This window comes from Tundrisphaera lichenicola, assembly GCF_051175385.1.
Lineage (GTDB): Bacteria > Planctomycetota > Planctomycetia > Isosphaerales > Isosphaeraceae > Tundrisphaera > Tundrisphaera lichenicola.
On the sequence record NZ_CP195106.1, the window covers coordinates 920,547 to 945,550 of the forward strand.

General features: G+C 66.3%; 21 protein-coding genes. 10 read left to right on the forward strand and 11 right to left on the reverse strand.

What is annotated here, in order from left to right:
* Positions 1-34: 34 nt before the first annotated feature.
* Positions 35-895 carry an RNA polymerase sigma factor gene (locus tag P12x_RS03560; protein ID WP_435009460.1) on the reverse strand — a complete coding sequence of 287 codons (861 nt, stop codon included), beginning with the start codon at positions 893-895 and terminating at the stop codon, positions 35-37.
* A 400-nt stretch (positions 896-1,295) separates the two neighbouring features.
* On the opposite strand from P12x_RS03560, the gene P12x_RS03565 reads away from it, so the two are divergent.
* The 4 genes from P12x_RS03565 (at position 1,296) to P12x_RS03580 (ending at position 7,439) form a co-directional block, all read left to right on the forward strand.
* Positions 1,296-2,198 carry a hypothetical protein gene (locus tag P12x_RS03565; protein WP_435009461.1) on the forward strand — a complete coding sequence of 301 codons (903 nt, stop codon included), beginning with the start codon at positions 1,296-1,298 and terminating at the stop codon, positions 2,196-2,198.
* Between the two features lie 144 nt (positions 2,199-2,342).
* On the forward strand, positions 2,343-4,202 hold the full coding sequence (mnmG, locus tag P12x_RS03570) for a tRNA uridine-5-carboxymethylaminomethyl(34) synthesis enzyme MnmG (protein WP_435009462.1): 1,860 nt from the start codon (positions 2,343-2,345) through the stop codon (positions 4,200-4,202).
* Positions 4,203-5,055: 853 nt separating this feature from the next.
* Positions 5,056-6,360 (forward strand): DUF5690 family protein, encoded by a 1,305-nt coding sequence (locus tag P12x_RS03575; RefSeq protein WP_435009463.1) that lies wholly within the window; start codon positions 5,056-5,058, stop codon positions 6,358-6,360.
* Positions 6,357-7,439 carry a zinc-binding dehydrogenase gene (locus P12x_RS03580; protein ID WP_435009464.1) on the forward strand — a complete coding sequence of 361 codons (1,083 nt, stop codon included), beginning with the start codon at positions 6,357-6,359 and terminating at the stop codon, positions 7,437-7,439. Before P12x_RS03575 ends, P12x_RS03580 begins: the two co-directional genes overlap by 4 nt.
* Before the next feature lie 5 nt (positions 7,440-7,444).
* On the opposite strand, the gene P12x_RS03585 is transcribed toward P12x_RS03580, so the two are convergent.
* From P12x_RS03585 to P12x_RS03605, 5 genes are all read right to left on the reverse strand, one after another.
* Positions 7,445-9,610, reverse strand: a complete 2,166-nt coding sequence (locus P12x_RS03585; protein WP_435009465.1) for a sulfatase-like hydrolase/transferase — start codon at positions 9,608-9,610, stop codon at positions 7,445-7,447.
* Between the two features lie 431 nt (positions 9,611-10,041).
* Positions 10,042-10,932, reverse strand: a complete 891-nt coding sequence (locus tag P12x_RS03590; RefSeq protein WP_435009466.1) for a hypothetical protein — start codon at positions 10,930-10,932, stop codon at positions 10,042-10,044.
* Positions 10,933-10,986: 54 nt separating this feature from the next.
* Positions 10,987-11,511, reverse strand: a complete 525-nt coding sequence (locus P12x_RS03595) for a hypothetical protein (protein WP_435009467.1) — start codon at positions 11,509-11,511, stop codon at positions 10,987-10,989.
* Between the two features lie 75 nt (positions 11,512-11,586).
* Complete coding sequence (locus P12x_RS03600; RefSeq protein ID WP_435009468.1) at positions 11,587-12,234, reverse strand: cytochrome P460 family protein; 648 nt, start codon at positions 12,232-12,234, stop codon at positions 11,587-11,589.
* Positions 12,235-12,318: 84 nt separating this feature from the next.
* Positions 12,319-13,353 (reverse strand): hypothetical protein, encoded by a 1,035-nt coding sequence (locus P12x_RS03605; RefSeq protein ID WP_435009469.1) that lies wholly within the window; start codon positions 13,351-13,353, stop codon positions 12,319-12,321.
* 216 nt (positions 13,354-13,569) lie between these two features.
* Between P12x_RS03605 and P12x_RS03610 the strand changes: the two genes are divergently transcribed.
* Genes P12x_RS03610 through P12x_RS03620 form a run of 3 tightly spaced genes read left to right on the forward strand, consistent with a single transcriptional unit; the run spans position 13,570 to position 15,870 of the window.
* On the forward strand, positions 13,570-14,514 hold the full coding sequence (locus tag P12x_RS03610; protein WP_435009470.1) for a ThuA domain-containing protein: 945 nt from the start codon (positions 13,570-13,572) through the stop codon (positions 14,512-14,514).
* Positions 14,511-15,161: a hypothetical protein gene (locus P12x_RS03615; protein ID WP_435009471.1), complete on the forward strand. Its 651-nt coding sequence runs from the start codon at positions 14,511-14,513 to the stop codon at positions 15,159-15,161. Before P12x_RS03610 ends, P12x_RS03615 begins: the two co-directional genes overlap by 4 nt.
* 4 nt (positions 15,162-15,165) lie before the next feature.
* Positions 15,166-15,870, forward strand: coding sequence for a hypothetical protein (locus P12x_RS03620; RefSeq protein WP_435009472.1), 705 nt, complete (start codon positions 15,166-15,168; stop codon positions 15,868-15,870).
* A gap of 79 nt (positions 15,871-15,949) precedes the next feature.
* On the opposite strand, the gene P12x_RS03625 is transcribed toward P12x_RS03620, so the two are convergent.
* Both P12x_RS03625 and P12x_RS03630 read right to left on the reverse strand, forming a co-directional pair.
* Positions 15,950-17,215 (reverse strand): DUF1501 domain-containing protein, encoded by a 1,266-nt coding sequence (locus tag P12x_RS03625; protein ID WP_435009473.1) that lies wholly within the window; start codon positions 17,213-17,215, stop codon positions 15,950-15,952.
* Positions 17,203-18,810: a DUF1549 domain-containing protein gene (locus P12x_RS03630; RefSeq protein ID WP_435009474.1), complete on the reverse strand. Its 1,608-nt coding sequence runs from the start codon at positions 18,808-18,810 to the stop codon at positions 17,203-17,205. The genes P12x_RS03625 and P12x_RS03630 overlap by 13 nt, the downstream gene beginning before the upstream one ends.
* A gap of 157 nt (positions 18,811-18,967) precedes the next feature.
* Between P12x_RS03630 and P12x_RS03635 the strand changes: the two genes are divergently transcribed.
* Together P12x_RS03635 and P12x_RS03640 are read left to right on the forward strand one after the other, a co-directional pair.
* Positions 18,968-20,140 carry a hypothetical protein gene (locus tag P12x_RS03635; RefSeq protein WP_435009475.1) on the forward strand — a complete coding sequence of 391 codons (1,173 nt, stop codon included), beginning with the start codon at positions 18,968-18,970 and terminating at the stop codon, positions 20,138-20,140.
* A gap of 146 nt (positions 20,141-20,286) precedes the next feature.
* The gene (locus P12x_RS03640; protein ID WP_435009476.1) at positions 20,287-21,204 is read left to right on the forward strand and encodes a PP2C family protein-serine/threonine phosphatase; all 918 of its coding nucleotides are present in this window, start codon (positions 20,287-20,289) and stop codon (positions 21,202-21,204) included.
* 32 nt (positions 21,205-21,236) lie between these two features.
* Here P12x_RS03640 and P12x_RS03645 read toward each other — a convergent pair whose 3' ends face one another.
* Together P12x_RS03645 and P12x_RS03650 are read right to left on the reverse strand one after the other, a co-directional pair.
* Complete coding sequence (locus P12x_RS03645) at positions 21,237-21,914, reverse strand: hypothetical protein (protein WP_435009477.1); 678 nt, start codon at positions 21,912-21,914, stop codon at positions 21,237-21,239.
* A 92-nt stretch (positions 21,915-22,006) separates the two neighbouring features.
* Complete coding sequence (locus P12x_RS03650) at positions 22,007-22,984, reverse strand: DUF1559 domain-containing protein (RefSeq protein ID WP_435009478.1); 978 nt, start codon at positions 22,982-22,984, stop codon at positions 22,007-22,009.
* Between the two features lie 261 nt (positions 22,985-23,245).
* Between P12x_RS03650 and P12x_RS03655 the strand changes: the two genes are divergently transcribed.
* On the forward strand, positions 23,246-24,460 hold the full coding sequence (locus P12x_RS03655; protein WP_435009479.1) for a tetratricopeptide repeat protein: 1,215 nt from the start codon (positions 23,246-23,248) through the stop codon (positions 24,458-24,460).
* A 17-nt stretch (positions 24,461-24,477) separates the two neighbouring features.
* Here P12x_RS03655 and P12x_RS03660 read toward each other — a convergent pair whose 3' ends face one another.
* The gene (locus tag P12x_RS03660) at positions 24,478-24,939 is read right to left on the reverse strand and encodes a hypothetical protein (protein WP_435009480.1); all 462 of its coding nucleotides are present in this window, start codon (positions 24,937-24,939) and stop codon (positions 24,478-24,480) included.
* Positions 24,940-25,004: the final 65 nt, after the last annotated feature.

The window sequence follows — 25,004 nt, forward strand, 5'->3', positions numbered from 1 at the left end:
GGGGATCGTTGCGGAAACCGGGTCGGAGCAGGATTCAATCCTCGGCGGCACCGCAATGTCTCGGGGCCTCGAGGGCGAACATCTCGGCGGCGACTTCGTGTGCGGTCTCGGAGATGCGGCCCGAGGCCAGGCCCGCGATCGTGAGGGCCAAGATCAAGACGATCAGGAGTCCTCGGTATCCGCCAGGGGAGGAGCGGGCCTGCCTCAACTCCTCGGCGCGGACCATCCCGGCGATCCGAGGATTGACTCCCGAGCTAACCCGGAGGCCGGACTCGACGGTAGAGCGGACCAGTCGGCTCGGGACCGCAGCCGGGACCTCGTCGGTCAGGCCGAACATCAGCAAGAGGAGTGTGGAAGCCGCCAGCCCTCGCCGGGTCAGTCGCGACCGGAGCCGCTCGCGGCCCCGTGCCAGCCGGCTTTTGATCGTCCCCAGTGGGATCCTGAGCCGTCCGGCGGCCTCCTCGACGGTCAGCCCCTCGAAGTAGCAGAGCAGGATCGGGTCGCGGAGCTTCGCAGGGAGCAATCGGATTTCATCGTGGAGGATGGGCTTGATCTCGCGGACCTCCGGGTCTTCCTCCGGCCGCGCTCCCGCTTCCATCTCGACTGCCCGCCTTTCCTGGGATCGGAGCCGAACGGACCGCCGACGCTCGCGGCGGGAGATCCGCCAGGCGACCTCGCAGAGCCATCGGCCGATCGAGGCTCGATCCCGAATCGAGCCTGCCTGGCGGAACATCACCAGGAAAGTAGCCTGGAAGGCGTCTTCGGCGTCGACCTGGCGATCGAGGACGTCTCGGCAAACGCGGAGGACCATGGGGCCATAGCGGAGGACGAGGGCGGTGAATGCCGCCTCGTCGGAGCGGGTGATGAAGTTCGTCAGTAGTTCCTGGTCGCTCATCGATCCACCTCTCCCAGGCCCGATCAAGACTCGCACGGCCGCGATACTGTCGTCAGACATAACCAAGAGTGCTCCGGCACGCCCGACGGGATGATTTTTTTTCGATCTGTGCCGATGTCCAGGGCATTTTGAGAGAAACAGAAAGACTCGTCTAGGAAGAACCAGCGGTCGATGTAAGATCTGGCTCATTCGACCCGTAATGACGGGTGAGGCTCGCGACACGCCGGCCGGATTGTCCCAGCCTTCGAAAAGGGAGCGGGCGATGGGCCGGGCTGGCTATGAGTTGACGTCCAGACGTCCAGGATGGCGTCATATCGATCAAGGGGCGGAGCCCTCTCGGCGGTCTTGGGCCCATGGCCGTCCCGCCGATCCCCTTCGACCAAGGAAGGTAGCGGCCAAGATGAGGACGCTGATCAACGTCTGCGGGGCGAGCTTCTCGGGCACGACGATGCTCGACCTGATGCTCGGCAACGCCCCCGACGCCGCCTCGTGCGGCGAGGTGGGCGCCTGGTTTCGGCCCAGGAGACGTGACCGGCTCGCCCCCAACTGCCCCTGCGGCGCCGATCCCTGTCCCCGGTGGGAGCCGTTCGCCGGCGTCCCCGAAACCCGGTTCCATCCCCTCGCGATGGATCTCTGGGGCGTCCGGATCCTGGCCGATTCGACCAAGCGACTGTCCTGGGTGATCGACGTTAACCACTGGGGGGCGCTCGCGGGGATCCGCGTGGTCAATCTCCTGATCTGGAAGGATCCGGTCACTCACGCCTATTCGCACTGGAAACGCGGGACCCCAATCCGAGACGCCCGTCGGCGGTTCGTCCGCTATCACGAGCGACTCCTCGGGCTCAAGATCCCCTTCGCCTCGATCCATTTCGACGAATTCACGCGATCGCCCGCCGAGCAACTGGCCGAAGCCTGCCGAGCGGTCGACATCCCGTACTTCGCCGGTAAGGAACGATTCTGGACCCGGAGGCACCACAACCTCTTCGGCAATCAGGGGACGCGAGTGCAGGTCGGTCAGGCCGAGGGGGCCGTCCGACCCCTCCAGCCTTTCCCCGACGCATTCCTCGCCGAGATGGCCGCCTTCGAAGCCGGCCGAGGCCCGGATGTCCGTCGCCAGCGGGTCGTCGACGCCCTGAAGCGATTCGACGTCTCGGTGACCGACCCGGGGATCTTCAGCAAGGTCGGTCACGGTCCCGGCCTGGTGACCCGCTACTGGTACTATGAGCATAAGCTCAAGAAGGTCTATCGCGACATCTTCGGCCGGCTCCGACCCGCCCGTGCCCTCGGCGATGCGATGGTCTGACCTTGTCGGGCGATCGGGTGGCCCGGACTGGGCTGGCCGTAGATGACTCCGCGCGGGACGCTTGATCCGGTAGAATCCAGGATCGAGATCCGCCCACTCGTCATCGAGCCTGGCCGGTCCGTCGACCGGCCTGATGGAAGTGCCATGCCCGCCCCGAAGCCAGACCCTTATCGGTTCGATGTCCTGGTCGTCGGCGCCGGGCACGCCGGCCTCGAAGCGGCGCTGGCCCCGGCCCGGATGGGTCTCCGGACCGCCTTGCTGACCATCAACGTCGATGCCGTCGGCCAGATGAGCTGCAACCCGGCCATCGGCGGCGTGGCCAAGGGGCAGATCGTCCGCGAGGTGGATGCCCTCGGCGGGGCGATGGGAATCCTCACCGACGCCACCGCGATCCAGTTCCGCCTGCTGAACCGGGGCAAAGGCCCCGCCATGCATAGCCCGAGGGCCCAGGCCGATAAGAAGGCGTATCAGGCCCTGGCCAAGCTGACCGTCGAGCGCCAGCCGAACCTCACGCTCCGGCAGGAGATGATCGAGGGCCTGGCCGTCGAAGGGGGCCGGATCTCGGGGGTCCGCTGCCGGGGCGGGGCCACTTATCACGCCCGAGCCGTGGTCGTCACGACCGGCACATTTCTCCAGGCCCTGATGCACACCGGCGAGGTCAAGACCGCCGGAGGACGCGCGGGGGATACCTCGGCCGAGGGGCTCTCCGGGAGCCTCCGATCGCTCGGCTTCGAACTCGAGCGCTTCAAGACCGGCACGCCGCCCCGGCTGAACGGCCGGACCATCGACTTCTCCCGGGTCGTGGCCCAGCCCGGCGACGTCGAGCCGGTCCCGTTCTCGTTCCTGACCGACCGGATCGAGCAGACGCAGCTCGATTGCCACGTCACGGCGACCACGCCCGAGGTCCATGACCTGATCCGGGCCAACCTCCATCGGGCGCCGATGTACTCGGGCCAGATCGAGAGCACCGGGCCGAGATACTGCCCGTCGATCGAGGACAAGGTCGTCCGGTTCGGCGACCGGCCCTCTCACCAGATCTTCCTGGAGCCCGAAGGCCGGACGACCCTGGAATACTACTGCAACGGGATCTCCACCAGCCTCCCCCGCGATGTCCAGGACGCGATCATCCCGATGATCCCCGGCCTGGAACATGCCGAGATCATGCGATACGGCTACGCGGTCGAGTACGATTACGCCCCGCCCACCCAGCTCCACTCGACCCTGGAGACCAAGGTCGTCCCCGGCCTCTTCCTCGCCGGTCAGATCAACGGGACCACCGGTTACGAGGAGGCCGCCGCCCAGGGCCTGGTCGCCGGGATCAACGCCGCCTTGCAGGTGAAGGGGGACCCGCCGATGGTGATCGACCGGTCCCGCGCCTACATCGGCGTCCTGGTCGACGACCTGGTCACCCGAGGGGTCGACGAACCCTATCGGATGTTCACCAGCCGGGCCGAGTATCGGCTCCTGCTCCGTGCCGACAACGCCGACCTCCGACTGACCGAGCTGGGACGGTCGATCGGCCTGGTCGACGACCGCCGATGGGCCCGCTTCGAGGCCCGCCGCGACCGGATCGAGGCCCTGAGCCTGGTCCTCAGCTCTACCCGAGTCGGGGGCGACAGCCTGGAGCAGATCCTCCGGAGGCCGCCGACGACCTGGGACGATCTGGTCGGCCTCCATCCGGCCTTGCTCGAACTTGCCGATGATCTCTCGGCGGTCGAGCAGGTGACGATCGGGGCCAAGTACGGCGGATACATCGACCGGCAGGCCGCGCAGGTGGATCGGTTCCGAAGGCTGGAGGACAAGCCCCTCCCGGTCGACCTCGACTACCTGTCGATCACGCAGCTCCGGATCGAGGCCCGCGAGAAATTCGCCAGGGTCCGCCCCCGATCGCTGGGCCAGGCCGGTCGGATCAGCGGGATCAACCCGGCCGACATCGCCACTCTCCTCGTCCACCTCAAGCGACCCCGGCCATTGGTCTCCTCGACCGGGCCTGAAAGCGACTGACGATCCGGCTCGCCCTCGCGAGTGGGTTTGTTCACGCCTCCGGAATGGGTTCGTCCGGGTGTCCGGGGTCAGCGACGGCTTACCCCGGGAGCAACGTCTAATCCGGGGTAAGCCGTCGCTGACCCCGGACACCTTGCCCCGACCATTTTCAGGGGAAGCGGTGGCTTCTCCGATGGTCATGGCTCTTTGTTTCGGCGGCGTGAGTGGGTTCGTTTCGTCAGCGTAAGTGGGTTCCTTTTGACTTCCTGGAATGGGTTCGTTCTCGCCTCGGGAATGGGTTCGATCGGTGGAATCGCACGGAGCGAGGACAGGCGGTAGAAATGGGTTGCAGCTTGCTGGTCCACGTCTCAAGCCAATTGTGTGCTGGGGTTTGCGTGGCATCGGTCTTGAGGGTGGCTTTGTTTGCTGGGACGAGTGGCTTCGAACCGTCGGGGAAGTTGGGTTCGTTCTTGTACCCTTCCGCGGCCTTCTGCCGGGCACGCCTCCGATCGGATGAGGGCAAAGGGCTCTTGGAGTGCCTCCGACGTTAAGGGCGGTTCATCGGGTCGGTCCACAACGGTTCTCGATTACCATCGGGCGATCGGAGACGTATTAGCACATTATCCGGCCGGATTCCCTTTGATTCCTGTAGGGTGGCGTCGAGCGGAGCGAGGCCCACCAGCGACCCGTAATCCTGGCGGGCCTCGCTCCGCTCGACGCTCCCCTAAGGGATGAGGAGAAGGCGATCGATGATCCGGACGACCCGAATGGGCTCGGATGGAGGAGGGATCTCGGTTCGTTCACCGGATCTTCACGTGTGCCGGTTATAGTCTCGTTCCTGGCCTCGGGATTTGCCGAAATTGCGAGGGGAGCTGTGACCATCATCGACGACACATCCGAATCGGTCGAGACGAAGTCGCCTTCGTCCCCGACTGGGCTCGCGGCCTGGTCCCTCGTCGCCGCTTTCGGGACGTACTTCTGCATGTATGCGTTCCGGAAGCCTTACACGGCGGCGGCCTTCGCGGGGGTGTCGCTCTGGGGGATCGAGGCGAAGACGCTGCTGGTGACGTCCCAGGTCCTGGGGTACACCCTGGCGAAGCTCGTGGGGATCCGGGTGATCGCGGAGACTCCAGCGAACCGTCGGGCGGTCGGGATCTTGATTCTGATCGGGGTGGCCGAACTGGCCTTGCTGGCCTTCGGCGTCTCGCCGGGTCAGATCCGGCCGATCTGGATGTTCCTCAACGGGTTGGCGCTGGGGATGGTCTTCGGCCTGGTGATCGGGTTCCTGGAGGGCCGCCGGGTGACCGAGGCCCTGACGGCGGGGCTCTGTGCCAGCTTCATCCTGGCCGACGGGGTGACGAAATCGGTCGGGACGTGGTTCCTGGATCTGGGGGTCTCGGAGAACTGGATGCCGGGAGTGACCGGGCTGGCCTTCCTCCCTCCGCTCCTGACGTTCACCTGGATGCTCTCGCGGATCCCTCCGCCCAATCGTGACGATGTCGCGATGCGGAGCGAGCGCCGGGCGATGAGTCGCGAGGACCAGTTTTCCCTCGTCCGTCGCTACGGAGTCGGCCTGTTCTTGCTGGTCCTGGTCTATTTCCTGGTGACGATCGCCCGGAGCATCCGGGCCGACTTCGCGCCCGAGATCTGGCGAGGTTTGGGGGTCACCGCGGTCCCTTCGACCTTCGCGAACTCGGAGATCCTGGTGGCTCTGGTGGTCCTGGTCGCGAATGGCCTGAGCATCCTGATCGTCGACAACCGGCGGGCCTTCTTCGCCTCGATCGGGGTTTCGATGGCGGGGGGCGTCCTGATGCTGGCCGCCCTGGCCGGCCTGTCGGGGTCGCGGATCGATGGCTTCACGTTCATGGTCCTGGTGGGGACCGGGTTGTATCTGCCGTATGTCGCCATCCACACGACTCTCTTTGAACGCTTGATCGCGATGACCCGCGAACGCGGCAACCTGGGTTTCCTGATGTACATCGCCGACTCCGCCGGATACGTCGGCTACGCGGTGCTGATGGTGGCCCGGAGTTCCCTCCCGAGCGGGCCCAACTTCCTGGACTTCTTCAAGCTGACCTGCGGGGTGATCGGCGGTATGACCTGCCTCAGCTTGCTGATTGGGCTCTGGTTCTTCGCACGACCGGGCTGGTCGGCCGTTCGGCCCGAGGATCGCTCATGATGGGGACCACCACCGCGGCGATTTTCCTCGGGCCAGGCTCGCCGATCGAGCTTCGAGAGATCCCGTTGCCGACCCTGATCGGCCCGGAGATCCTGGTGGAGGTGGTCGCCTGCACGCTCTGCGGGAGCGACCTGCACAGCATCCGCGGGCTTCGGAAAGTGCCGGTCCCCACGATCCTGGGCCATGAGATCCTGGGACGGATCGTCGAGTTCGGCCCGACGGCCCCCCGTCATGACTCGGCTGGTCGAGCCCTGGCCTTGGGCGACCGGGTGACCTGGAGCATCGTCGCGAACTGCGGCGAGTGCTTCTATTGTCGGCGGGATCTCCCCCAGAAGTGCGAACGTCAGACCAAGTACGGGCACGAGCCGCTCCGGCCGGGCGGCGAGCTGACCGGAGGGCTGGCCGGGCATTGCGTGCTGGCCTCGGGGACTTCACTTTATCGGGTCCCGGAGTCGCTGTCCGACGCTTCGGCCTGTCCCGCCAACTGCGCCGGGGCCACGGTCGGCGCCGCGATCGAGGCGGCGGGGCCCCTGCTCGGGCGTCGAGTCCTGGTGATGGGGAGCGGGATGCTGGGGGTGACGGCGGCGGCCTGGGCTCGAGCCATCGGTGCCGAGCGGGTGATCGCCTGCGACCTGGACCCCGCGCGACTGGACCTCGCCTCGACCTTCGGTGCGACCGACCCGGCGAGCTTCGATCGAGTCTCCGAGGTCGTACTCGGCGCAACGAACGGGCACGGCGTGGATGTCGCCATCGAACTGACGGGCTCCCCCGATTCGTTCGAGACCGTCCTCCCGCTGATCCGGATGGGCGGCCGCTTGATCCTTGTCGGAGCGGTCTTCCCGACTCGGCCGGTCTCCCTCTCGCCCGAGCAACTGGTCCGCCGTTGCCTGACCTTACGCGGGATCCACAACTACGCCCCTCGCCACCTCCACGAGGCCCTCGACTTCCTGGCCTCGCATCCCGATCTGCCGTTCGGAGACCTCGTCTCGGGCTGGGAGTCGCTGTCGGCCCTCCCTAACGCGTTGTCCGAACCCCTGCCCCCCGGCAAACTTCGACTCGGGATCCGCCCGCGAGCCTGATTCCCTCAGCGATAGCGGGATGATCGGATGATGGCGTCCATCTCTCGCTTCAGCTCGGACCGGCGGGCCATCCCCTCGGGCTGATTGGCCCGATTGAGGAGTTGTCGGGGGTCTTCCCGCCTTTGATAAAGCTCGGGGGCACCGTCGCTGAACTCGATCAAGATGGCGTCATCTTTGATGATCGAGTCGAGCGTCACCACGTGGTCGGGGTGGACATCGTCTCCCATCATGGACTGCTCCTCCAGTTGGGAGAGGATCGGGCCGGCGGGCTGGTGAGCGTCCTTTCCCCAGTGCCGAGCGAGGCTCCGGCCGGGGAACGGGGATGGCGAGCCGGGGTCGAGGAGTTCGGTCATCGTCGTGGGGAGGTCGCGATGAGAGACGGGGACGTCGACCCGTCGGCCCCGGAGGGTCGCGTGGGGGTCGTCCCCTTCCGGGTCCCGACCGATCGGGGGGATGAGGACGAGGGGGACCCGGATCAGCTCGTTGTAGAGGGTGCTGACGTGCCCGAATCGGCCGTGCTCGCCCAGATGTTCGCCGTGATCGGCGGTGATGACCACCCAGGTGTTCTCGAGTTGGCCCTGGTCGCGGAGCTGGTCCAGGAAGCGCCCGAGGTCGCCGTCCAGGCCGAGCAGGCAATCGTCGTAGAGGTCGCCGAGGCGTCGGGTGACGCCATCCAGGTCTTGTTGACGCGCGAGCCGCTGGTCGGGCGGGGCGGAGTCTCGGGCCTGGAGGGCGACCCAGCCGGCCCTGGGCACGACGTCGTCGCGATCGGGGATCGGTCCGGTCCAGAAGGTCCGGGTGACGTGGGGCGCGGGGATGTACGGCCCGTGCACATCCATGAAGTTCAGGAAGAGGAACGAAGGGCGGTCGGGAGTGGTCCACTCGTCGACGTTCCGTCTCCGGACATGGTCCAGCCAGGCGAGCCCCTGTTCGGCGATCTCGGGGGCGTGCGGGTGTTCCGGGATCGCCAGCTCGTCCTGAACCGGCAGGCCCAGGCGTCGGGCCAGCTTCAGGAGGTGGTTCCCCAACGCCGAGTTGAGCAGGGTGGCCGTGAGGTCGACCTCGGTCTTGGACGGGACGTCGACGTAGGTGTCGAACCCTCGACCGACCCCGAAGACGTCGTTGCACATCCGGGAATTGGCCACGATCCCGGCCGTGGCGTAGCCTTTCTGGCCCAGATGCTCGGCGATCGTGGGGGCGGGGCCGCGGAAGGGCCGGTCTACCCGCGCGCCGTGCTCGAAGGGCCAGAGTCCGGTGAACATGGTCAGATGCGAGGGGAGGGTCCACGGCGCGGCGGAGTAGGCCGCGTCGAAGGTGATCCCTTCTCGTGCCCACTCATCGAGCCGGGGTGTGGTGGCCCGATCGTAGCCGTAAAGGCTCATCCGATCGGCCCGGACGGTATCCAGGACGATCCAGAGGAGGTTCGGGCCGGCCACGGAGGGGCGTGCCCAGGCACGTTCGACCGCGTGGGCGACCCTCGACCATTGCCAGCCGGAGAAGATCACGAGCACCCCGAGCGCCGCCCCGCCCCCCCAACGGGCGGCCCTCCTCCACGAGAGGGAAGGGCGGACCAGCCTACTACGGAGCCGGTATCCCACCGAGAGGGCCAGGATCAGGGCCGCGGCGGGATGGAGGCCGCGGATCGCCAGCAAGGGGACGAGGACCAGCAAGGTCCCGAGGACCATCCCCGCCCAGTCGGCGGCCGATCGAGCCTCAAGCTTCGTCCGAGGCCGCCTCGCACGCCAGGCCGACCAGGCCAGGGCAGGGGCCGCGAACCCGATGGCCAGCCCGATGACCAGCAGCGTCCCGGCGACCGGGATCATCCAGGCGACGTGCCGGCTGATGGCGAGCGTCTTCAGGCCGACCCGCCCCAGGCCATAGACCTGGATCGCGAAGACCGCCAGTTCGAGGAATCCCGCCGAGACTCCGACGGCCATCGAGGCCCCCAGGAACGAGGGGAGGTCGGGGCCGAGCGGCCCTTCGGGAGTCGGCTCCGATGTCGCGGCACGATTCCTGGAGCGAGTCGTCCTCGACAGGAGTCGTCGGAAGGCCGTCGAGGGATGATAGACCCCTCGGGAGGTCGGTGCCGGGACACGATCGACCGTCGAGGGACTGGGCCTCGTCCCGACTCGATCGGATTCGGCGCGCTGGTGGTCCGGGCGGCTTGCCATGATCGGGGTGCCCTCCTGGCGACCGGTCGCCGCTCGCTCCTCGAGAACGGCCGCGTAATTCACCAAAAATCGACGAATCTGTCCAACGCAGTCTGCCCGACGACTTTCCGGGCGAGGCATTTGTATCGGATTGTCGAGATCATCCCGTCGTTCTCGAACGACCCGATATCCGACCTCGTCGATCGATGCTGGAATGAAATCCAGGGGAATCGCTTCGCGAACTCGACCCTGGAGATCGTCGGACTCTCCGCGGTCCGGCTTCGAGATGGGCGACCGGGCGAGCCTGAACCTCGCCCGGTAGGCTGAAAGAAGGCCGATCCCGGATCTCGGGTCGCGGCGTGGGGAAACCGCGAGATGCCCCAAGATCCGGGATCGGCGATCGAGCATCGGCCTTCGCGATCCTCCGGGAACGTCGGGAGGATCGTCGCCGTTCAGATCTCGTTGACGGCGCGTTCGATCAGGCTCCGGGCCACGGTCTGGGTCCCGGTATGCTCGTAATAATTGGTGGTCAGGTCGAGGAAGGCGGCGACGTAGTCGAGCCGATCGTCGGAGACCTCCAGGAAGCTCTGGAGGCCCCCGAGGACCTTGCCCTGGGTCAGGTCGTGCTGGGCGGTGAAGTTCTTCATCCAGTCGCCGACGCTCCCCATGCTCTTCTGGATCAGGCCGAGCTGCTCCTTGGTGCCCCCGCCGGGGACCAGCGACTTGACCCGGTTGAAGGTCTCGTTACTCTCCAGGTCGGAAGCCCCGGAGCCGCCGACGATCTTGAGGATCTTCTCGAGATAGTCGGGGCCGAGCGGGATCAGGCCATCGAACGCGATCAGGGCGGCCATCCGGATCAGGGCCTCGTTCTTGTAGTGGGTCAGCGACTTGACGAAGTCGCCGATGCTGTCGCCGGGCAGGCCGTTGATCTGGCAGAAGGCGACCAGCTCGACCACCAGCTTGACGCCGAAGTCGATCGACTGGGCCTTGTCCGACTTGGGCGTGATCTTGCTGAAGAGCGAGAGGATCTTGAACTTCTCGCCGACCTTGTTGGCCAGCGCGGCGGCCCCCATCGCGTTGCTCAGGCCCTCGACGGTGTGATAGAGCCAGATGGCCCTCTGATAGCCCTGCGAACGGTCATTATAGAGCCGGACGGCCCTCTCGCCGATTTTCTGGATGAGAGCCTGGTCGGTCTCTCCGGTAATGACCTGGATCGACTTGTCGAAGCCGACGAGGTTCCGCCACTGGCCGGGGGCGACGAAGTCCAGCGCGTGGAGCGACTTCACCGTCAGGTTATTCTCGGGCAGGTCGTCGACCAGCTTGAAGATCGGGGTCGCGCTCATGGGATCGGTTCCTCTCCAGGGACGGGCCGGGGTGGTTCGGGGCGACGGGTCGAGTTACTGGAGCTTGGCCAGGTTGGCCAGGTCGAATTTCTTGAGCCAGTCCTCCCGGTCGAACTTCGAGAAGTTCGCGTCCTTGGAGCGGATCTGAATCTGGAAGCGGCTCCCGACCAGCAGGCCGGTCCCTTGATTGCCGATCTCGACGATCGGGTAGCCCTCGAAGGTGTCCTGCGTTTCCTTGTACTTGTCGGCGGCCTCGGGGTTGCTCAGGGTGTCGGAGATCGAGAGGGTGGCCACGTCCTCCCCCTTCTTCACCAGATTCGCCTGGGCGAACCCCGTCTTTTCCTGGGAGTAGACGACGTCGAAATCCCCTTCCGGCTTGGGGAACATCTTGTTGAATTCCGAGCCGGGCAGGGCCTCCTTCGAGACCGCCGGGACATTCCGCCGGGTCTCCTCCTGGACCTTGTCGAACCGGTTGGGCTCCTGATAGCAGCCCGGGAGGGTGGTCAAGGCCAGGATCGCGAGGCCCGGCAAAAAGCGATACATCGTCAGGGATGGGTTTCGGGTCATCTTGGTCGGCATGTGCTGTCCTCTCAAGGAGTGGAGTCTACCGGGATTCCGATGTTGCAAAACGGGCGAATGAATCGTCCCGAGATTTCAAGGCTTCCGCCCCGGATCGTAGGTTGGCTTGACCGTGCCATGACGCTTCGCGACATCGAACAGCGTCGGGTAGAACTGGACGAACGTGTTGTCCACCGCGGTCTTCTCCTCGTGGCATTTGTAGCACGAAGCCGAGGAGGGCAGGGGCGTGGCGGAGTCGGCTGGGCCTTCGGGGCCATCGAAGGAGAAATAGGCCCAGCCCCCCTCCGGATAACGAGTCCGATCCTTGACGGCGGCCTCGATCGCGACGATCTCGCCTTGAGTTCGCCCGCCGTTGTTGATCGACACGTTGCTCTGGGCCTGCCTGACTTCGAGGATGAACATCGTCCGGTCCGGCCATGTGCCCGATTTCAGGAATTCGCGGTAGGCCGGCCGGGAGACGAAGACGTTGTCGAACCGGGGTGATCGTTCGTCGTCGGCCTTCGCAGGCCCGTAGGTCATCCCCAGGCCGCTCGTGACGAAGGCCCACTCGCGATAGTCCGGCGGTCGGACGAGTCGTCCGTCACCTGCATATCTCGGGCCTTCCGCGTCGGAGGGCGGGGTTTCCGGCCCGCTCCACGCGGTCGAGACGAGCCCGAGGGCGATCAGCCCCGAGGCAATCCTCGGGATCCATCGAGATCGGATCGAGATCCTCGTGGCGAACATGGCGGCCTCATCGCGGTGGGGGGGGGACGACCGGTCCTGAAGACCTTCGGCCTCGGATCGACTCCGATGTTCGTCGTGGCCCGGTCACTTCAACATCCAACCATCCCGATCGACCGCGAGCCGCGAGTGGCCGGCGTACCGATCGTAGACCTCCTCCATCTCGGCGATCGAGTCGAAGTAGCCGACCACGAATGCCGCCTCGATCGACTCGCCCGGCCGGATCGGCCGTCCCCCATTCTCCTGGATGAAGCAGACGTATCCGCGCTGGTGGCACCAGGCCTCGGAGACGTCGGAGGGGTTCAGGGTCATCCCGGCGAGCCAGGGTCCCGCCTTCCCGGTGACCGGGTCGCGAAGATGGTAGGCGCGGATGAACCGCTCGGGAAGTGGATTCATGCCTCGTTTGTAGAGGTATTTCGCATCGGGCGCGAATTCTTCGAGGAATTCCGAGGCCGGGATGATCCCGTGATAGCTCAGGTAGACCTCGCTGAACGTGTCCCCCCGCTTGTGCTTGATGTGGCCGGGCATGTCCATCCGGAAGAAGAGTTCCTCGCCCGAGTTCACGCAATCCATCCGGTCGGACGAGAGGAAGTAACGCCGACCTTCGGGAAACACCAGAGTCTGGGTCCAGGTCGAGCCCGTCTTCTTGCCCGGCGCGGCGGTGGTGTAAGCCTTGACGGTCTTCACGGCGACGAAATCCTCGCCCCGGATCACTTCCGGCGCGACCGTCCCTCCGTGGCACATCTGCGGCCCTTCGACGCAACGCTTGCGCGCCTTCCCGTGGAACCGCTCCTCCAGGTTATAGGGCAGGTCGTCGTCGAGCTGGTCGCGGTAGGCCTCGTCGCTACCCGGCTCCATGATCCAGTCGATGATGTCGAGCCCGAAACCGGGGTCGCGGAAGCCGGTCTTCACGTCCAGGAACGAACCGGCGGCGATCCCGGTGATATAGCCCTGCTTGCGGATCGACGCCTCCAGCGAGGGCGTGACCAGCCGGATCATCTCATCGCTATCGGTAACCTCGATCCCCTTCGATGCCCGAGGTTCATCCGCCGTTGTCGAAGGCGGGACCGCGATGAGGCAAACTCCGGTCACGACCAGCGGAAACCACATCCTCGGGTTCATCGAAGCCCCCTCGATCGGGACGTCTGGAGATGACAGGGCCCTCAAGCAACGATCTTCTCATGCGTCCCTCCTCGGCACAAGCACCGATGACAATCCCGCCCTCCCCTCGCTCGAGTGGTCAATTCGGGACTTTGGACGATTCAATCGTCCCGGCACCCCGGCTATGATCTTGCCTGGTCCCCGAGCCACTCGATCCTCTCCCGACGAGGTCCCCCCATGGGCGAACCCACCACCCGGCGCGACTTCCTGGCCCTCTCCGCCGCCCTGACCGCCGGCGTGGGGGCGATCCCCTCGGAAGCCAGGGCCGCCCCCGAGTCGCCGAACGATTCCATCCGGGTGGTCGTCTGGGACGAACGCCAGCCCACCCAGAAGGAGGCGTATGACAACTTCCTGGGCAATCGGATCGCCGACCACCTCAGTTCCGAGCCCGGCCTGAGCGTCGAGTCCGTCGCCCTGGACGACCCCGATCATGGGCTGGATCCGAGCCGGCTCGACAACGCCCGGGTCCTGATCTGGTGGGGGCACGTCCGCCAGAAGGAGATCACGCCCGAGGTCGGCAAGGCGATCGTCGAGCGGATCAAGGCGGGCCAGCTCGGCCTGATCGCCCTGCACTCGGCCCACTGGTCGACGCCGTTCGTCGAGGCGATGAACGAGCGATCCCGCCTCGATGCCCGGGCGAAGTGGGGCGTGGGAGGCGACGAGGTCGAGATCACCGAGATCCCCCCCGAACCGCGTTATCTGACCCCCAAACGCGACGCCCGACCTACCCCGTATTCGACGGCCCGGAAGCTTCCGGGAGGCGTCACGAAGGTCGAACTCCACCTGCCCATCTGCTGTTTCCCCGCCTACCGGAACGATGGCAAGCCCAGCTTCCAAAAGGTGGTGAGCCCCGACCACCCGATCGCGCGGGGCATCCCCCGGAAGTTCGAGTTACCCCGGACCGAGATGTACGACGAGCCGTTTCACGTCCCCGATCCCGACGAGGTGATCTTCGAGGAGCGCTGGGAGGCCGGCGAGTGGTTCCGGAGCGGGATGGTCTGGAATCTTGGACGAGGCAAGGTCTTCTACTTCCGGCCTGGCCACGAGACCTACCCGATCTACAAGGAGTCGGTCCCCTCGAAGATCCTCGCCAACGCCGTCCGCTGGATGGGCTCGAAATGAAGCTCCGGATCCCCGATCTGCTTTTGATACTCGCCCTGATCGCGGGGGGAGTCCTGGCCTGGCAGACCGCCCGGGAACGGACCCGCCTGGAGGTCGAGCATCAACGCCTGGCCCGGGCGACCGGGGACCTCCGGATCGGCGATCCGACCAAGGTCCACATCCTGGCTCTCGAGACCGGAGACCCGTTGTCCTTCGCCTGGAGGGTTTATCTACCCCCGAACTATCCTGTAAAGCTCAAGATCGGCTCGCCGAATTCCGGCTCGATGGGCTCCGGTTCTTCGGGCTCGACCGAGTCCCGAGAATTCATCGCTCGGCTTCGGGTTCGCGCCGATGAGTCCGGAAGCCTCCAGGTCTTCGAGCAATTCGGGAGCGGCGGAGGCATGATGAGTCTCGGTGACAAGTCGCTGGCCGACTTCCTGATGGATCGGTCGGGATCGGTGATTGCCGATGAGATGGGCAAGAAGCAGGTGGAGACGATTGACCCGGACGGGTCGGCGATCCTGCTCAGGTTATCGATGCCCGAGGAGATGCAGGCCGAGGCCCGCAAGACACTCTCTCCGCACGCCTTGAATTATGTGCCGATCCTGCTGGAGATGAGGCTCGGCCCGGAACCCCCACCAGTCAGTCCCAATGGTCCGGGAAACTGAACTCATGTCGAACCTTGAGACGCGATTCCCCGGACCTCCGACCGATGGCCCCTCCCCCGGGGCGAAACGCAAGGGACGGTGGCAGGTCGGCCTGAGCACCTTGGCCCTCCTGATGGCCCTGGTCGCGGTTGGGATGTCCTACGTCGTCAACCGCCGCGAGATCGCAGCCCTCCGGTCGAGAATCGAGGTCATGCGGCCGCTTACCCGTGAGCTGATCGTCGAGGACCCGAGCAAGATCGCCGTTGTTAAGCAGGATCCAGCCTGGTTCGACGAGAATCTTTGGGATATTCACCTGCCGGACGGTCGATACCGGTTGTTCCTGGGCACTCGCGAGGTGGAATACAATGGGATGGGTCAAGGGAAACCGTCCCGGACCTTCAAAAGCGTTCCGATCGAGGCGGGGAGGCATCGGCTGGCCCTCGACAAGCACAAGGAGGGCGAAGCCTGGCGGGTCCGGGTGCTTCAAGGGGACAAGGAGATTCTCTCCGTCGAGGAACCCCTCTCCTGGGATCTCGGACATGGGTCGATGGGCGGGGGCCAGTTCGATCGGCTTGAACAAATCCCGGCCGATCGTCCCGTCTTCCTCTACCGACGACGATTCATGAATCATCAGTCCAGCCCGAACCAATGGGCGATCATCGCCGGGCCGGGCGATGGACTAATGCTCTGGATCGAGCCAGTGCCCGCGCCGGACGCTCCTTCCGGGTGAGCCTCGCTCGCAACCCATCACCTTATTGAATCCCTGCCCTACCAGGACCGGAAAGGTCTCGATCGGGGGATTCTTCGGATCAACCGACTAACTCTCCGATCACCTTCCCCTCGCTCAGCTTGAGCGGCCTCCCGACGGGCGAGACATTTTCCTTGCCGGGATTCAGGCCGAGGGTGGTCAGGACGGTCGCGTGGACGTCGGCGATCCCGGCGGGTCGGCTGGGGTCCTTGAGGCCCTCGGGGTCGGTTTCCCCGATGGCGAGCCCTCCCTTCAGGCCCCCCCCGGCGATGGCCAGGCTGTATCCGTTGGGCCAGTGGTCGCGACCTCCGAGCGGGTTGATCCGTGGCGTCCGGCCGAACTCACCGCCGCAGAGGACGACGGTCCGGTCCAGTTGTCCCCTCCGTTCGAGGTCGCGGATCAGGGCGGCGAAGGCGGGGTCGAGGCTGGCCACGAGGTTCCGGTGGACCATGTGGTTGTTGACGTGCGAATCCCAGCCGTCGAGCGTCACCTCGACGCAGCGGACGCCCACCTCGGTCAGGCGACGGGCGGCCAGGCAGGCCCGGCCGAAGGGGGTGTCGCCGTATTCGGCCCGGACGCTGGCGGGCTCGTCCTTGAGGTCGAACGCCCTGAGTTGCTCGGAGGTCATCATCACCCGGGCCCGGCCCAGGGTCTCGCGGTGGAGGGTGGCGGCCACCCGATCGCGACGCCCCTTCGCGAACGCCTTCTCGATCACGTCGAGGTCGGCGATCCGCCGGGCATCGCGCGCCGCCGGGACCTGGGCGGTCACATCGGGGAGCGGGCCCGAGGGGTCTCCGAGCTGGAAGGCGTCGTACTCGCCCCCCAGGAATCCGCCACGCGCGGGCCACTGGCCGGGGAGGATCGAGACGTGTCGAGGGATCTCGGTCCCGCCTTCCGGCAGCTCGTGGCAGCAGATCGCCCCGATCGAGGGATGCTCGACGGTCGGGTCCGGGCGATAGCCCGTCTTCATCAGGTAGGTCCCTCGCTCGTGGTCCCCTTCCTTGCTCACGAGCGACCGGACCAGCGAAACATGACCCATCAGGTCGGCCAGGTTCCCGAAGCCGTCGGCCAGCCGGATCTCCCGGGAAGCCGTCTCGATCGCCCGGGTCCCGCCCGCGATCTTCCGGTCGGGGTGGGGATCGAAGGTTTCGAGCTGGCTAGGCCCCCCGGCCAACCAAAGGAGGATGATCGACCGGGCGGGTTCTCGGCCCTTCTCGGACTGCCTCGCCAGGAGTTCCCCGACCGGCGTCAGCCAGCCCAGGCCCGCCAGTCCGCCGAGTTTGAGGAAACCCCGGCGATCGAGCCCGAATTCATTTAGTGGTCCCATGAGAACTCCGTCGCGTTGAGGAGGGCCCAGACGAGGTCGGTCATCCGTTCCTTGCGTTCATCGCCGCTCGTCCCGGCCAGCCGGGCTTCGAAGTGGGCGGCCTCTTCCGAGGTCGGTCGTCGGGTCAGCGTGGCGAGGTAGGCCACTTCGACGGCAATCTTGTCGGTCGGGGCGAGGATCGCGAACCGGGTCGAGGCGTTGGTCAGGTCTTCCTTGGTCTTCTTGTGGACCAGATCGCCGTTCATCATGAGGAGGCGTTGGGGGATGGTGCTGGACCCTTCGAGGTTGAATTCCTCCTCGCCGGGATCGCCGTGGCGGCCGACGAACTCGTTGACTCCCCCGTACATCCCGAGACGCACGAGGATATGCGACTCCGAGTTGATCGTCTCGGGACGGGCGGCCTGGAGCAGGGCGCCGGCGACTTGCTCGGGGCGGAGCCGGGTGATCGGGAAGGCGGCCCAGGCGGCCTCGAGGGTCGTGGCCGGCTCGGAGTCCGCCTCGGCGGCCGAATCGAGCGCGAAGGCCTCGGTCGAGGCGATGGAGCGGATCAGGTGGCGGAGGTTGAAGCCGCTCTCGGCGAAGTCCTCGGCCAGAAGCTCCAGAGGGGCCAGGGGTTCCCCCGCCGAGGGCACGTCATCGATCGGTTCGACCAGCGCCCGGCCGAACAGGAGGGCCCAGATCCGATTCGTGGTCGCCCGTCGGAAGTTGAGATTTCGGGGGTCGGTCACCCAGCGGGCCAGGCGTTCTCGACGGGTCCCGTACCCGGGGTCGAGCTCTTCGAGGAACGGGACCCTGGGCTCGATCGCGACCGGGTGGCCGTCCTTCTTGTCGTCGACCAGGAACCCGCCGCCGGTGTCGGCGATCCCCCGGAGGGTATGCTCGACCTCGCCGAAGTAGGCGGCCAGTCCCCGGAAGTCGGACCGCTTCCAGGACTGGAACGGATGGTCATGGCACTGGGCGCAGTCGATCCGGACTCCCAGGAAGGCGCGGGCCACCCGAGCGGCCAGGCGTTCGGGGTCGTAGTTCTTGGTGTTGTCGGGATCGAACGTGACCGAGATGAAGTTGGTCGAGGGGTGATCGGTCCAGATCCCCCGGCCGGCGATCAGGTCGCGGACCAGGTCGTCATAGGGTCGGTTCCTCATCAGTTCGTCGCCGAGCCAGGAGACGAACCGGCGTCGACGGTAGACCAGGAACGGACCGCCCTCGGTCCCGACGAAGGCGCGGGCCAGACGCTCGGCCAGGTAGTCGGACGATCGGCGATCATCGAGCAGGGTCTCCAGCCACCAGGCCAGCCGATCGTCCGCCGGTCGGGCCTCGAAGGCCCGGATCTCTTCGAGCGAGGGGATCGACCCGGTCAGGGCCAGCGAGACTCGACGCATCCTCGCGAGGTCGGAGGCTTTCGGGACCGGCTTGAGCCCCTGATCGGCCCACCTTTGGCGGAAGGCGGCGTCGACCGAATCCACCACGGAGGGCCGGTCGACGACCACGGCCTTCGGCTCCCCCTCCGGCTTCGACCGGGGCAGGGCCAGGCTCGACCCCAGGGCGGTGACGCCTCCCAGGACCAGGATCGCAAATAGCAGGTCACGCTTGCCCATGACGAATCGCTCCCGAAGTCTCCCTCACCGGAATGATACCCTGCGGCGATCGAATACGTTTCAGGGGGGATGGATCGAAAAAGAAACGTAGATCCCGCCCGGAATCGACCGCCCGGAATCTGAAACCGAGGCCCCTCGATCGGCGGTATCATCCCTCATGGACCACACCCTCATGCTGGAACCGCCGTCGTCGATCGCCGACGACCCCCCGATCGAGGCCCGGCCCGCGCGTCGGGGTCGGCTTCGTCGGGGCTTCGCCGCGATCGTCTCGGGTTGGGAATGGCTCCTGGGAGCCGCGTCGCTCCTGTTTGGCCTCTCGATCCTGGCGGCCTTCCCCATCGCGCAGTTCCTGAGCCTGGGCTACCTCCTGGAGGCCTCGGGCCGGGTGGCGAGGTCGGGCCGACTCCGCGACGGCTGGATCGGGGTCCGTCGGGCGGGTCGGGTCGGAGGGATCGTCGCCGGGGCCTGGCTCTGCGTCCTCCCGGCGCGATTCGTGGCCTCGATGGCCAGCTCGGCCGAGCTGATCGACCCCGGCGGGCCGATCGCCCGGCAATGGTGGGCCGGGCTCATGGTCCTGACCTTCCTGACGGCGGTGCACGTCGCCGCGGGTTGCGCCCGAGGAGGGAGGCTCCGCCACTTCGTCTGGCCTCCGGGGACGATGCTCTGGCTGGTCCGACGGCTCCGAAAGGGCGGCATGTACGTCGAATCGCGCGACGCCACCTGGGAATTCGTCCGAGGGTTCCGGCTCCCTTACTATCTGCGACTGGGTGCGTTGGGGTTTGCCGGGGCGATGTCCTGGCTGGTCGTCCCGGTCGTGCTGCTCGCCTCGGGGCAGAGGTTTCCGTTGCTGGGGATCCTGGGCGCGTTGGGGCTCGGCTTCGTGGTGCCGAGCCTGTCGTTCCTCCAGGCTCGATACGCCATGGAGGGTCGATTCGCGGCGATGTTCGAGGTCCGCGCGGTCCGCGAGCGGTTCCGCCGGGCCCCCTGGGCGTTCGCCCTGGCGTTCTTCCTGACGGTGGCGGCGGCCATCCCTCTCTATCTCCTGAAGATCGAGATCGTCCCGAAGGAGGCCACCTGGCTCCCGGGGCTCCTGTTCGTCGGATTCCTCTTCCCGGCCCGGCTGGCCTGCGGCTGGGCCTATGCCCGGGGGGATCGTCGGGAGACGCCCCGGCACTGGGCCTTCCGGGGGATCGGCCGGCTGGGGATGTTGCCGGTTTTGGCCGCGTATGTCTTGATCGTGTTCCTGGCCCAGTACACCTCCTGGGGTGGCCTCTGGAGCCTCTATGAGCAGCATGCCTTCCTGCTCCCGGTTCCATTTCTGGGATACTGATCGGTTTGCGCCCTACGATTCTCGAAAGACGACGCGCTGGATTTCTTCGGGCTCGCCGGTTATGAGAGCATGGAGAGATGGCGCGACGAGGGACCGCCTTTGGGGCCACGAACGGGCCTCGCACCGATGACGAGGGGGGGGAAGGCATGCCGGAGGCGAGGGAAGTCGACACCACGGAGTATGAGTTCAAGGACGGCCCGAGCGACCCCCCGAAGTCGCCCAGGAGGCCCGTAGAGGTCGAGTTCGCGGCGATCTCCGACCCGGGGCGGGTCCGGACCAATAACGAAGATCACTACCTGATCACCCGGATGAGCCGGACCTATCGCCCGCTCCGGACGAACATGCCCGCCGGGGAGCTGCCCGACCCGTTCGACGACGTCGCCTATGGGATGGTGGTGGCCGACGGCATGGGAGGGATGTCCGCCGGGGAGAAGGCCAGCCAGCTCGCGATCCGGACGGGTGTCGAGCTGGTCCTCAACTCCCCCCGATGGGCCACCCGGATCGACGAAGAAGAGGCCCGCCATCTGATCGGCCGGATGTGCGAGTACTTCCGGAAGGTCGACAACGCCGTCATCGGTCAAGCCCGCGCCCATCGAGGGCTCCGGGGGATGGGCACGACCCTGACCCTGGCCTATAGCGTGGGGATCGACGTCTTCATCGTCCACGTGGGCGACTCGCGGGCTTATCTCCATCGGGCCGGAGGCCTCTCCCAGCTGACGCGCGACCACACCGTGGCCCAGAACCTCGCCGATGTCGGGGCGATCAAGCCGGAGGAAGTCCACCGTCACAACACCCGGCACGTCCTGACCAACTTCGTCGGGGGGCCCACCCACGGCGTCGATCCCGAGATCGCCACCCTCCAGGTCCGGGACGGCGATACCCTCCTGCTCTGTTCCGATGGCCTGACCGAGATGGTCGAGGATTCCGACATCGCCGCGATCCTGGACAAGGCCCCGACCCCCGATGACGCCGCACGATCGCTCATCGACCGTGCACTGGCCAATGGGGGGCGCGACAATGTCACGGTCGTCCTCGCCCGCTATACGATCCCCCCGGCCGGGTGAGGTCGTCGGGCCCCATCCCGGCCGGATTCGACTCAAGGGGCCTTCGAAGCCGGGTCGGCCCCGGGCGCCTCCCGGGGATACTGGCCGGAGAGTTCCTCCTCGAAATAGCGGACCGACTCGGGTTGGGACTCCCGATATTGGGCCAGCAGCTCGTCGGCCTTCTCCCAGATCGCCCGGTTCCTTCGCCGATGGGCATCCTCGACCTCGATCGGGATGAATGAGTCGAAGACGACTCCGAACCGCTTGTGGAATTCGGGGTGGAACGCCTCGCCCGGCTTGCGCCCGGCGACCTCGGCGATCAGGGGATCGATCGCGGGCCGGAAGGGCTTGCCATTCTGGGCCTCCCACCGGCGGATCGTCTCCCGGAAGTGGTCCTGCTCCTCGGCCTCTTCCAGCCTGGGCATGAACCGGGGAACTGGCCCCTCGGCCTTGCCCGAGAGGTGCGCCTCCGCCTGATCCGCGATCTTCAGGAGCCCTTCATCATACTCGTACTTCAGGGGCTCATAGCGGGCATCCGCCTGGTTGATGATCTCGCTCAGGCCCTCCTGGATCGAGCGGTTGATCTCCGGGTCTCCCGGGATCTTCAGGGTTTCCACGGCGAGAGCCGGGCCTTCGTCCTTCTCTCCGCACCCCGGAGCGATGGCGGCCAGGATCGAGAGGGAGGCCAGGGCCAGGCCTGTGGTTCGATGCGGGAAGCGTGGCAATCGCACTTCGGATTCCCCCGGCGCGGGTGAACCGGACGCCCCGATCGACTCGGGGCCGCCCGGCGTTTCGTCGGATGTGACCGGATGTTCCGGCCGGTTCAGTAGGAATCGCTGCTGAGGACCTCGCCGCCGGCGCGGGTGCTCAACCATCGATAGATGTTGCGATTGACGCTCTCCTTGATCGCTCCGACGTGGGCGTCGGCGAAGAGGAAGTTGACGATCCCCGGGTGCTGGCTCCGGAATCCGAACCCGACGCGCCAGTTCCGGCTGTCGGTCAGGCTGGCGGCGTCGCCATTATGATCCTTGATGCGCTTGTAGTTGATCGTCATCTGCGTCCCGCAGGTGGTGCCGTTGGGGTTGCCCCAGGTGAACCAGTCGCAGGTCTCGTAGAGCGACTCGCCCGCGGCGAAGGTGTTGCTGGTGCCGTCGGTGATGTCGCGCATCGACGTGGTGCCGCCCGACCGGCTCATGAGGCCGGTGAAGGTCCCTCCCTCCCCGAAGCCGTTTTCCCGGGCGTAGGGGAGGCTGGTGAAGGGCTGGAACGTGTTGTCGTCGTTGTGATTGTCGCCGAAATTGCCGAAGTAGTCGAGCTTGGGCCCCGAATTGGAATTGATGCCGAGGCCGGTGTCGACCCGGGCGAAAGCCGATTGGGACGGGGACGGATCGCTCGGGCACATCAGGCCGTTGATCGGGGTCATGTAGGCCGTCGAGTTGATCGCGCCGCCGGCGGCGACCGAGAAGTTGATCGCGTCGTATAGGTTCTTCTGCTCGATGTAGGGCAGGATCATCGCGATCCAGCTATGACGGTTGATGCCGTTCGAGCTGGGTGTGGCCCGCCAGAAGCTCGTCGGGAAGGAGCCGACGACGTCGTGGTAGTTGTGGAGGGCGATCCCGAGCTGCTTCATGTTGTTGACGCACTGGGTCCGCCGGGCCGCCTCGCGGGCCGCCTGGACGGCGGGCAGGAGCAGGGCGATCAGGACCGCGATGATCGCGATCACCACCAAAAGCTCGATGAGCGTGAATCCCGAGGCTCGACGACCCCCTGCGAGGCCGCCCGTTTTCCGGATCGATCGCATACCGTCCCCCAATCGAGAAAGAGGAATAGAGAGGACCTGGCAAGCCGCCCCCCGGCATCCAGTCGCGCAAATAAGCACAACCGGGTCGTAACCGGCCTGAACGATTTCGCGAATTCGGGCGAACAGGAGGGCGATCCCCGTCGATGCTTGCCGGTGGAGAACCGGCTCGACCCATCGAACGGAAACCAGTAGCTTATGGTTAACAAACATCCCGCCTAAATTGAATCGAAAAGTTCCAGGAATCTCGTGAATTTATCAAGGTTGCATATCAAACCCGGTGCGATCTGGTCCAGATATGGAATCTGGTATCTCTCAATCTTGCTCGCGTTCGCGGTTGTTGCGGTCGTTTATGTGTGGAGGGCCGGTCGCGCCGAGCGGCATCTCGTCGAGGCCGAGCAACTCCTGGCCCGGGGGGATTATGCCGCCTTGCCGGATTGGCTCGCCCTGCCCGAGGCCACCCCGGCGACTCGCGATCGTGCCCTCTTGATTCGCGCCCGGATGGCACTGGCCCGGGGGAAGCCCGACGAGGCCGTCGGGCCGCTCGACGCGATCGACGGGGATGGCCCCCGGGCGGTCGACGCCTGGTTCTGGAAAGGCCGGACCCTGCTCGCGGTCGGCCAGCCTCTCCGGGCGGCGGGATGGTTCCGGTCCGTCGTCGATCGCCGGCCCGACGACGCCGACGCCCACCGATGGCTCGCCGCCGCCTCGTACGATCTGGGCGACCACAAGACCTCGCTGGTGGAACTCCGCGAGGTCACCCGACTCGATCCCGACGATCCGAGGGCCTGGCGGACCATGGCCCTCTTGCTCAAGGAGGACGACGACCTCGAACCCGCCCGGTCCGCCTACGAGCAGGCCTTGCATCTCGACCCCGCGCAGCCTCCGGTCCGCCTCGAACTGGCCGAGGTCCTGACCACCCAGGGGCAATACGACGAGGCGGAGCGGCAACTCGGGCTCTGCTCGGGCAAGGTCCCCGAGGGAGATCGGCTCGAGATCCTCGCCCGTTGTTATCGGGCCCGGGGGGATCGGGAGAAGCTCCGGTCCCTGATCGACCGGGCCTCGGCCCGACAACCGAATCACCCCGGCCTGCTGCACCAGGCCGCCCAGGCCGAGGCGGATGAAGGGCGGACGGCCGAGGCGATCGCCCTCCTCGACCGGGTCATCGTCCTCGACCCGTACCGCTCCGCGGCGATCTACCAGCGAGGCCTGATGCGCAAGGCTTCCGGCGATGCCGAGGGCGCCGCCCTCGACCTGGCCCGATCCTCGGAACTCAAGGCGACCCTGGCCGAGATGTCGAGGCTCAACGACGAGGCCGCCGCGAATCCCGAGGACGCCGGGCTCCGCGTCAAGATCGCTGGCCTCTGCGAGCGACTCGGGAAGGATGAGATGGCGGCCTTCTGGTATCGGGCCGCCCTGGCGAGCGACCCCGAGAACCTCGGGGCGAAATCCGGGCTCGCCGCCCTCGAAGGCCGGTGAGCCCCCGAGGCCCACGCTTACTTCTTCAGCTCGATGTCGATCTTGTTGTCCCCTTCCACCACGGTGTTTCGGAGCGGAGAGTCCTTCGGGGTGGTGTACTTCTTGGGGATGTATTCCTTGGGGAGGACGTAGGCGATCGAGCCGTCGGCCTTCGGCTGGTTGAGGTCGTTGATATTCGAGGACGGGACCGAGATGGTGACGATGTGCTGGCCGATGATCGCCCCATCGCCGGTGTCGAAGGTGGTCAACTCGTAGGAACCGTCGGACTCGATCGGGCTCATGGCATTGTTGCCGCCCGACTCGCCGTCGCCGGAGACGGGCGTGAAGGTGACCCGCCCCTTGTCGAGCGGCTTGCCATTGTAGCTCACGGTGCCGTGGACCTTCCCCATCGGGGGCTTGCCGGTCCTGCCCTCGCATCCGACGACCAGGGCGATCAAGCCGAGAGCAACCGCGGGCGTAGCCAAGCACTTGGCGGTCATCGTGGACACCTTTGCTATGAGAGGATGATGGGATGCGGTGGGGGGACTCTCATCGATGCGTCCCA

Excerpts from the sequence above, each read along its gene's own strand:
- P12x_RS03630 (WP_435009474.1), bottom strand. The coding sequence starts at position 18,810 with ATGGGCAAGCGTGACCTGCTATTTGCGATCCTGGTCCTGGGAGGCGTC.
- P12x_RS03560 (WP_435009460.1), bottom strand. The coding sequence starts at position 895 with ATGAGCGACCAGGAACTACTGACGAACTTCATCACCCGCTCCGACGAG.
- P12x_RS03620 (WP_435009472.1), top strand. The coding sequence starts at position 15,166 with ATGTCGAACCTTGAGACGCGATTCCCCGGACCTCCGACCGATGGCCCC.
- P12x_RS03660 (WP_435009480.1), bottom strand. The coding sequence starts at position 24,939 with ATGACCGCCAAGTGCTTGGCTACGCCCGCGGTTGCTCTCGGCTTGATC.
- P12x_RS03605 (WP_435009469.1), bottom strand. The coding sequence starts at position 13,353 with ATGAACCCGAGGATGTGGTTTCCGCTGGTCGTGACCGGAGTTTGCCTC.
- P12x_RS03580 (WP_435009464.1), top strand. The coding sequence starts at position 6,357 with ATGATGGGGACCACCACCGCGGCGATTTTCCTCGGGCCAGGCTCGCCG.
- P12x_RS03590 (WP_435009466.1), bottom strand. The coding sequence starts at position 10,932 with ATGAGCGCGACCCCGATCTTCAAGCTGGTCGACGACCTGCCCGAGAAT.
- P12x_RS03595 (WP_435009467.1), bottom strand. The coding sequence starts at position 11,511 with ATGCCGACCAAGATGACCCGAAACCCATCCCTGACGATGTATCGCTTT.
- P12x_RS03650 (WP_435009478.1), bottom strand. The coding sequence starts at position 22,984 with ATGCGATCGATCCGGAAAACGGGCGGCCTCGCAGGGGGTCGTCGAGCC.
- P12x_RS03635 (WP_435009475.1), top strand. The coding sequence starts at position 18,968 with ATGGACCACACCCTCATGCTGGAACCGCCGTCGTCGATCGCCGACGAC.
- P12x_RS03640 (WP_435009476.1), top strand. The coding sequence starts at position 20,287 with ATGCCGGAGGCGAGGGAAGTCGACACCACGGAGTATGAGTTCAAGGAC.
- P12x_RS03565 (WP_435009461.1), top strand. The coding sequence starts at position 1,296 with ATGAGGACGCTGATCAACGTCTGCGGGGCGAGCTTCTCGGGCACGACG.
- P12x_RS03610 (WP_435009470.1), top strand. The coding sequence starts at position 13,570 with ATGGGCGAACCCACCACCCGGCGCGACTTCCTGGCCCTCTCCGCCGCC.
- P12x_RS03585 (WP_435009465.1), bottom strand. The coding sequence starts at position 9,610 with ATGGCAAGCCGCCCGGACCACCAGCGCGCCGAATCCGATCGAGTCGGG.
- P12x_RS03615 (WP_435009471.1), top strand. The coding sequence starts at position 14,511 with ATGAAGCTCCGGATCCCCGATCTGCTTTTGATACTCGCCCTGATCGCG.
- P12x_RS03625 (WP_435009473.1), bottom strand. The coding sequence starts at position 17,215 with ATGGGACCACTAAATGAATTCGGGCTCGATCGCCGGGGTTTCCTCAAA.
- P12x_RS03600 (WP_435009468.1), bottom strand. The coding sequence starts at position 12,234 with ATGTTCGCCACGAGGATCTCGATCCGATCTCGATGGATCCCGAGGATT.
- mnmG (WP_435009462.1), top strand. The coding sequence starts at position 2,343 with ATGCCCGCCCCGAAGCCAGACCCTTATCGGTTCGATGTCCTGGTCGTC.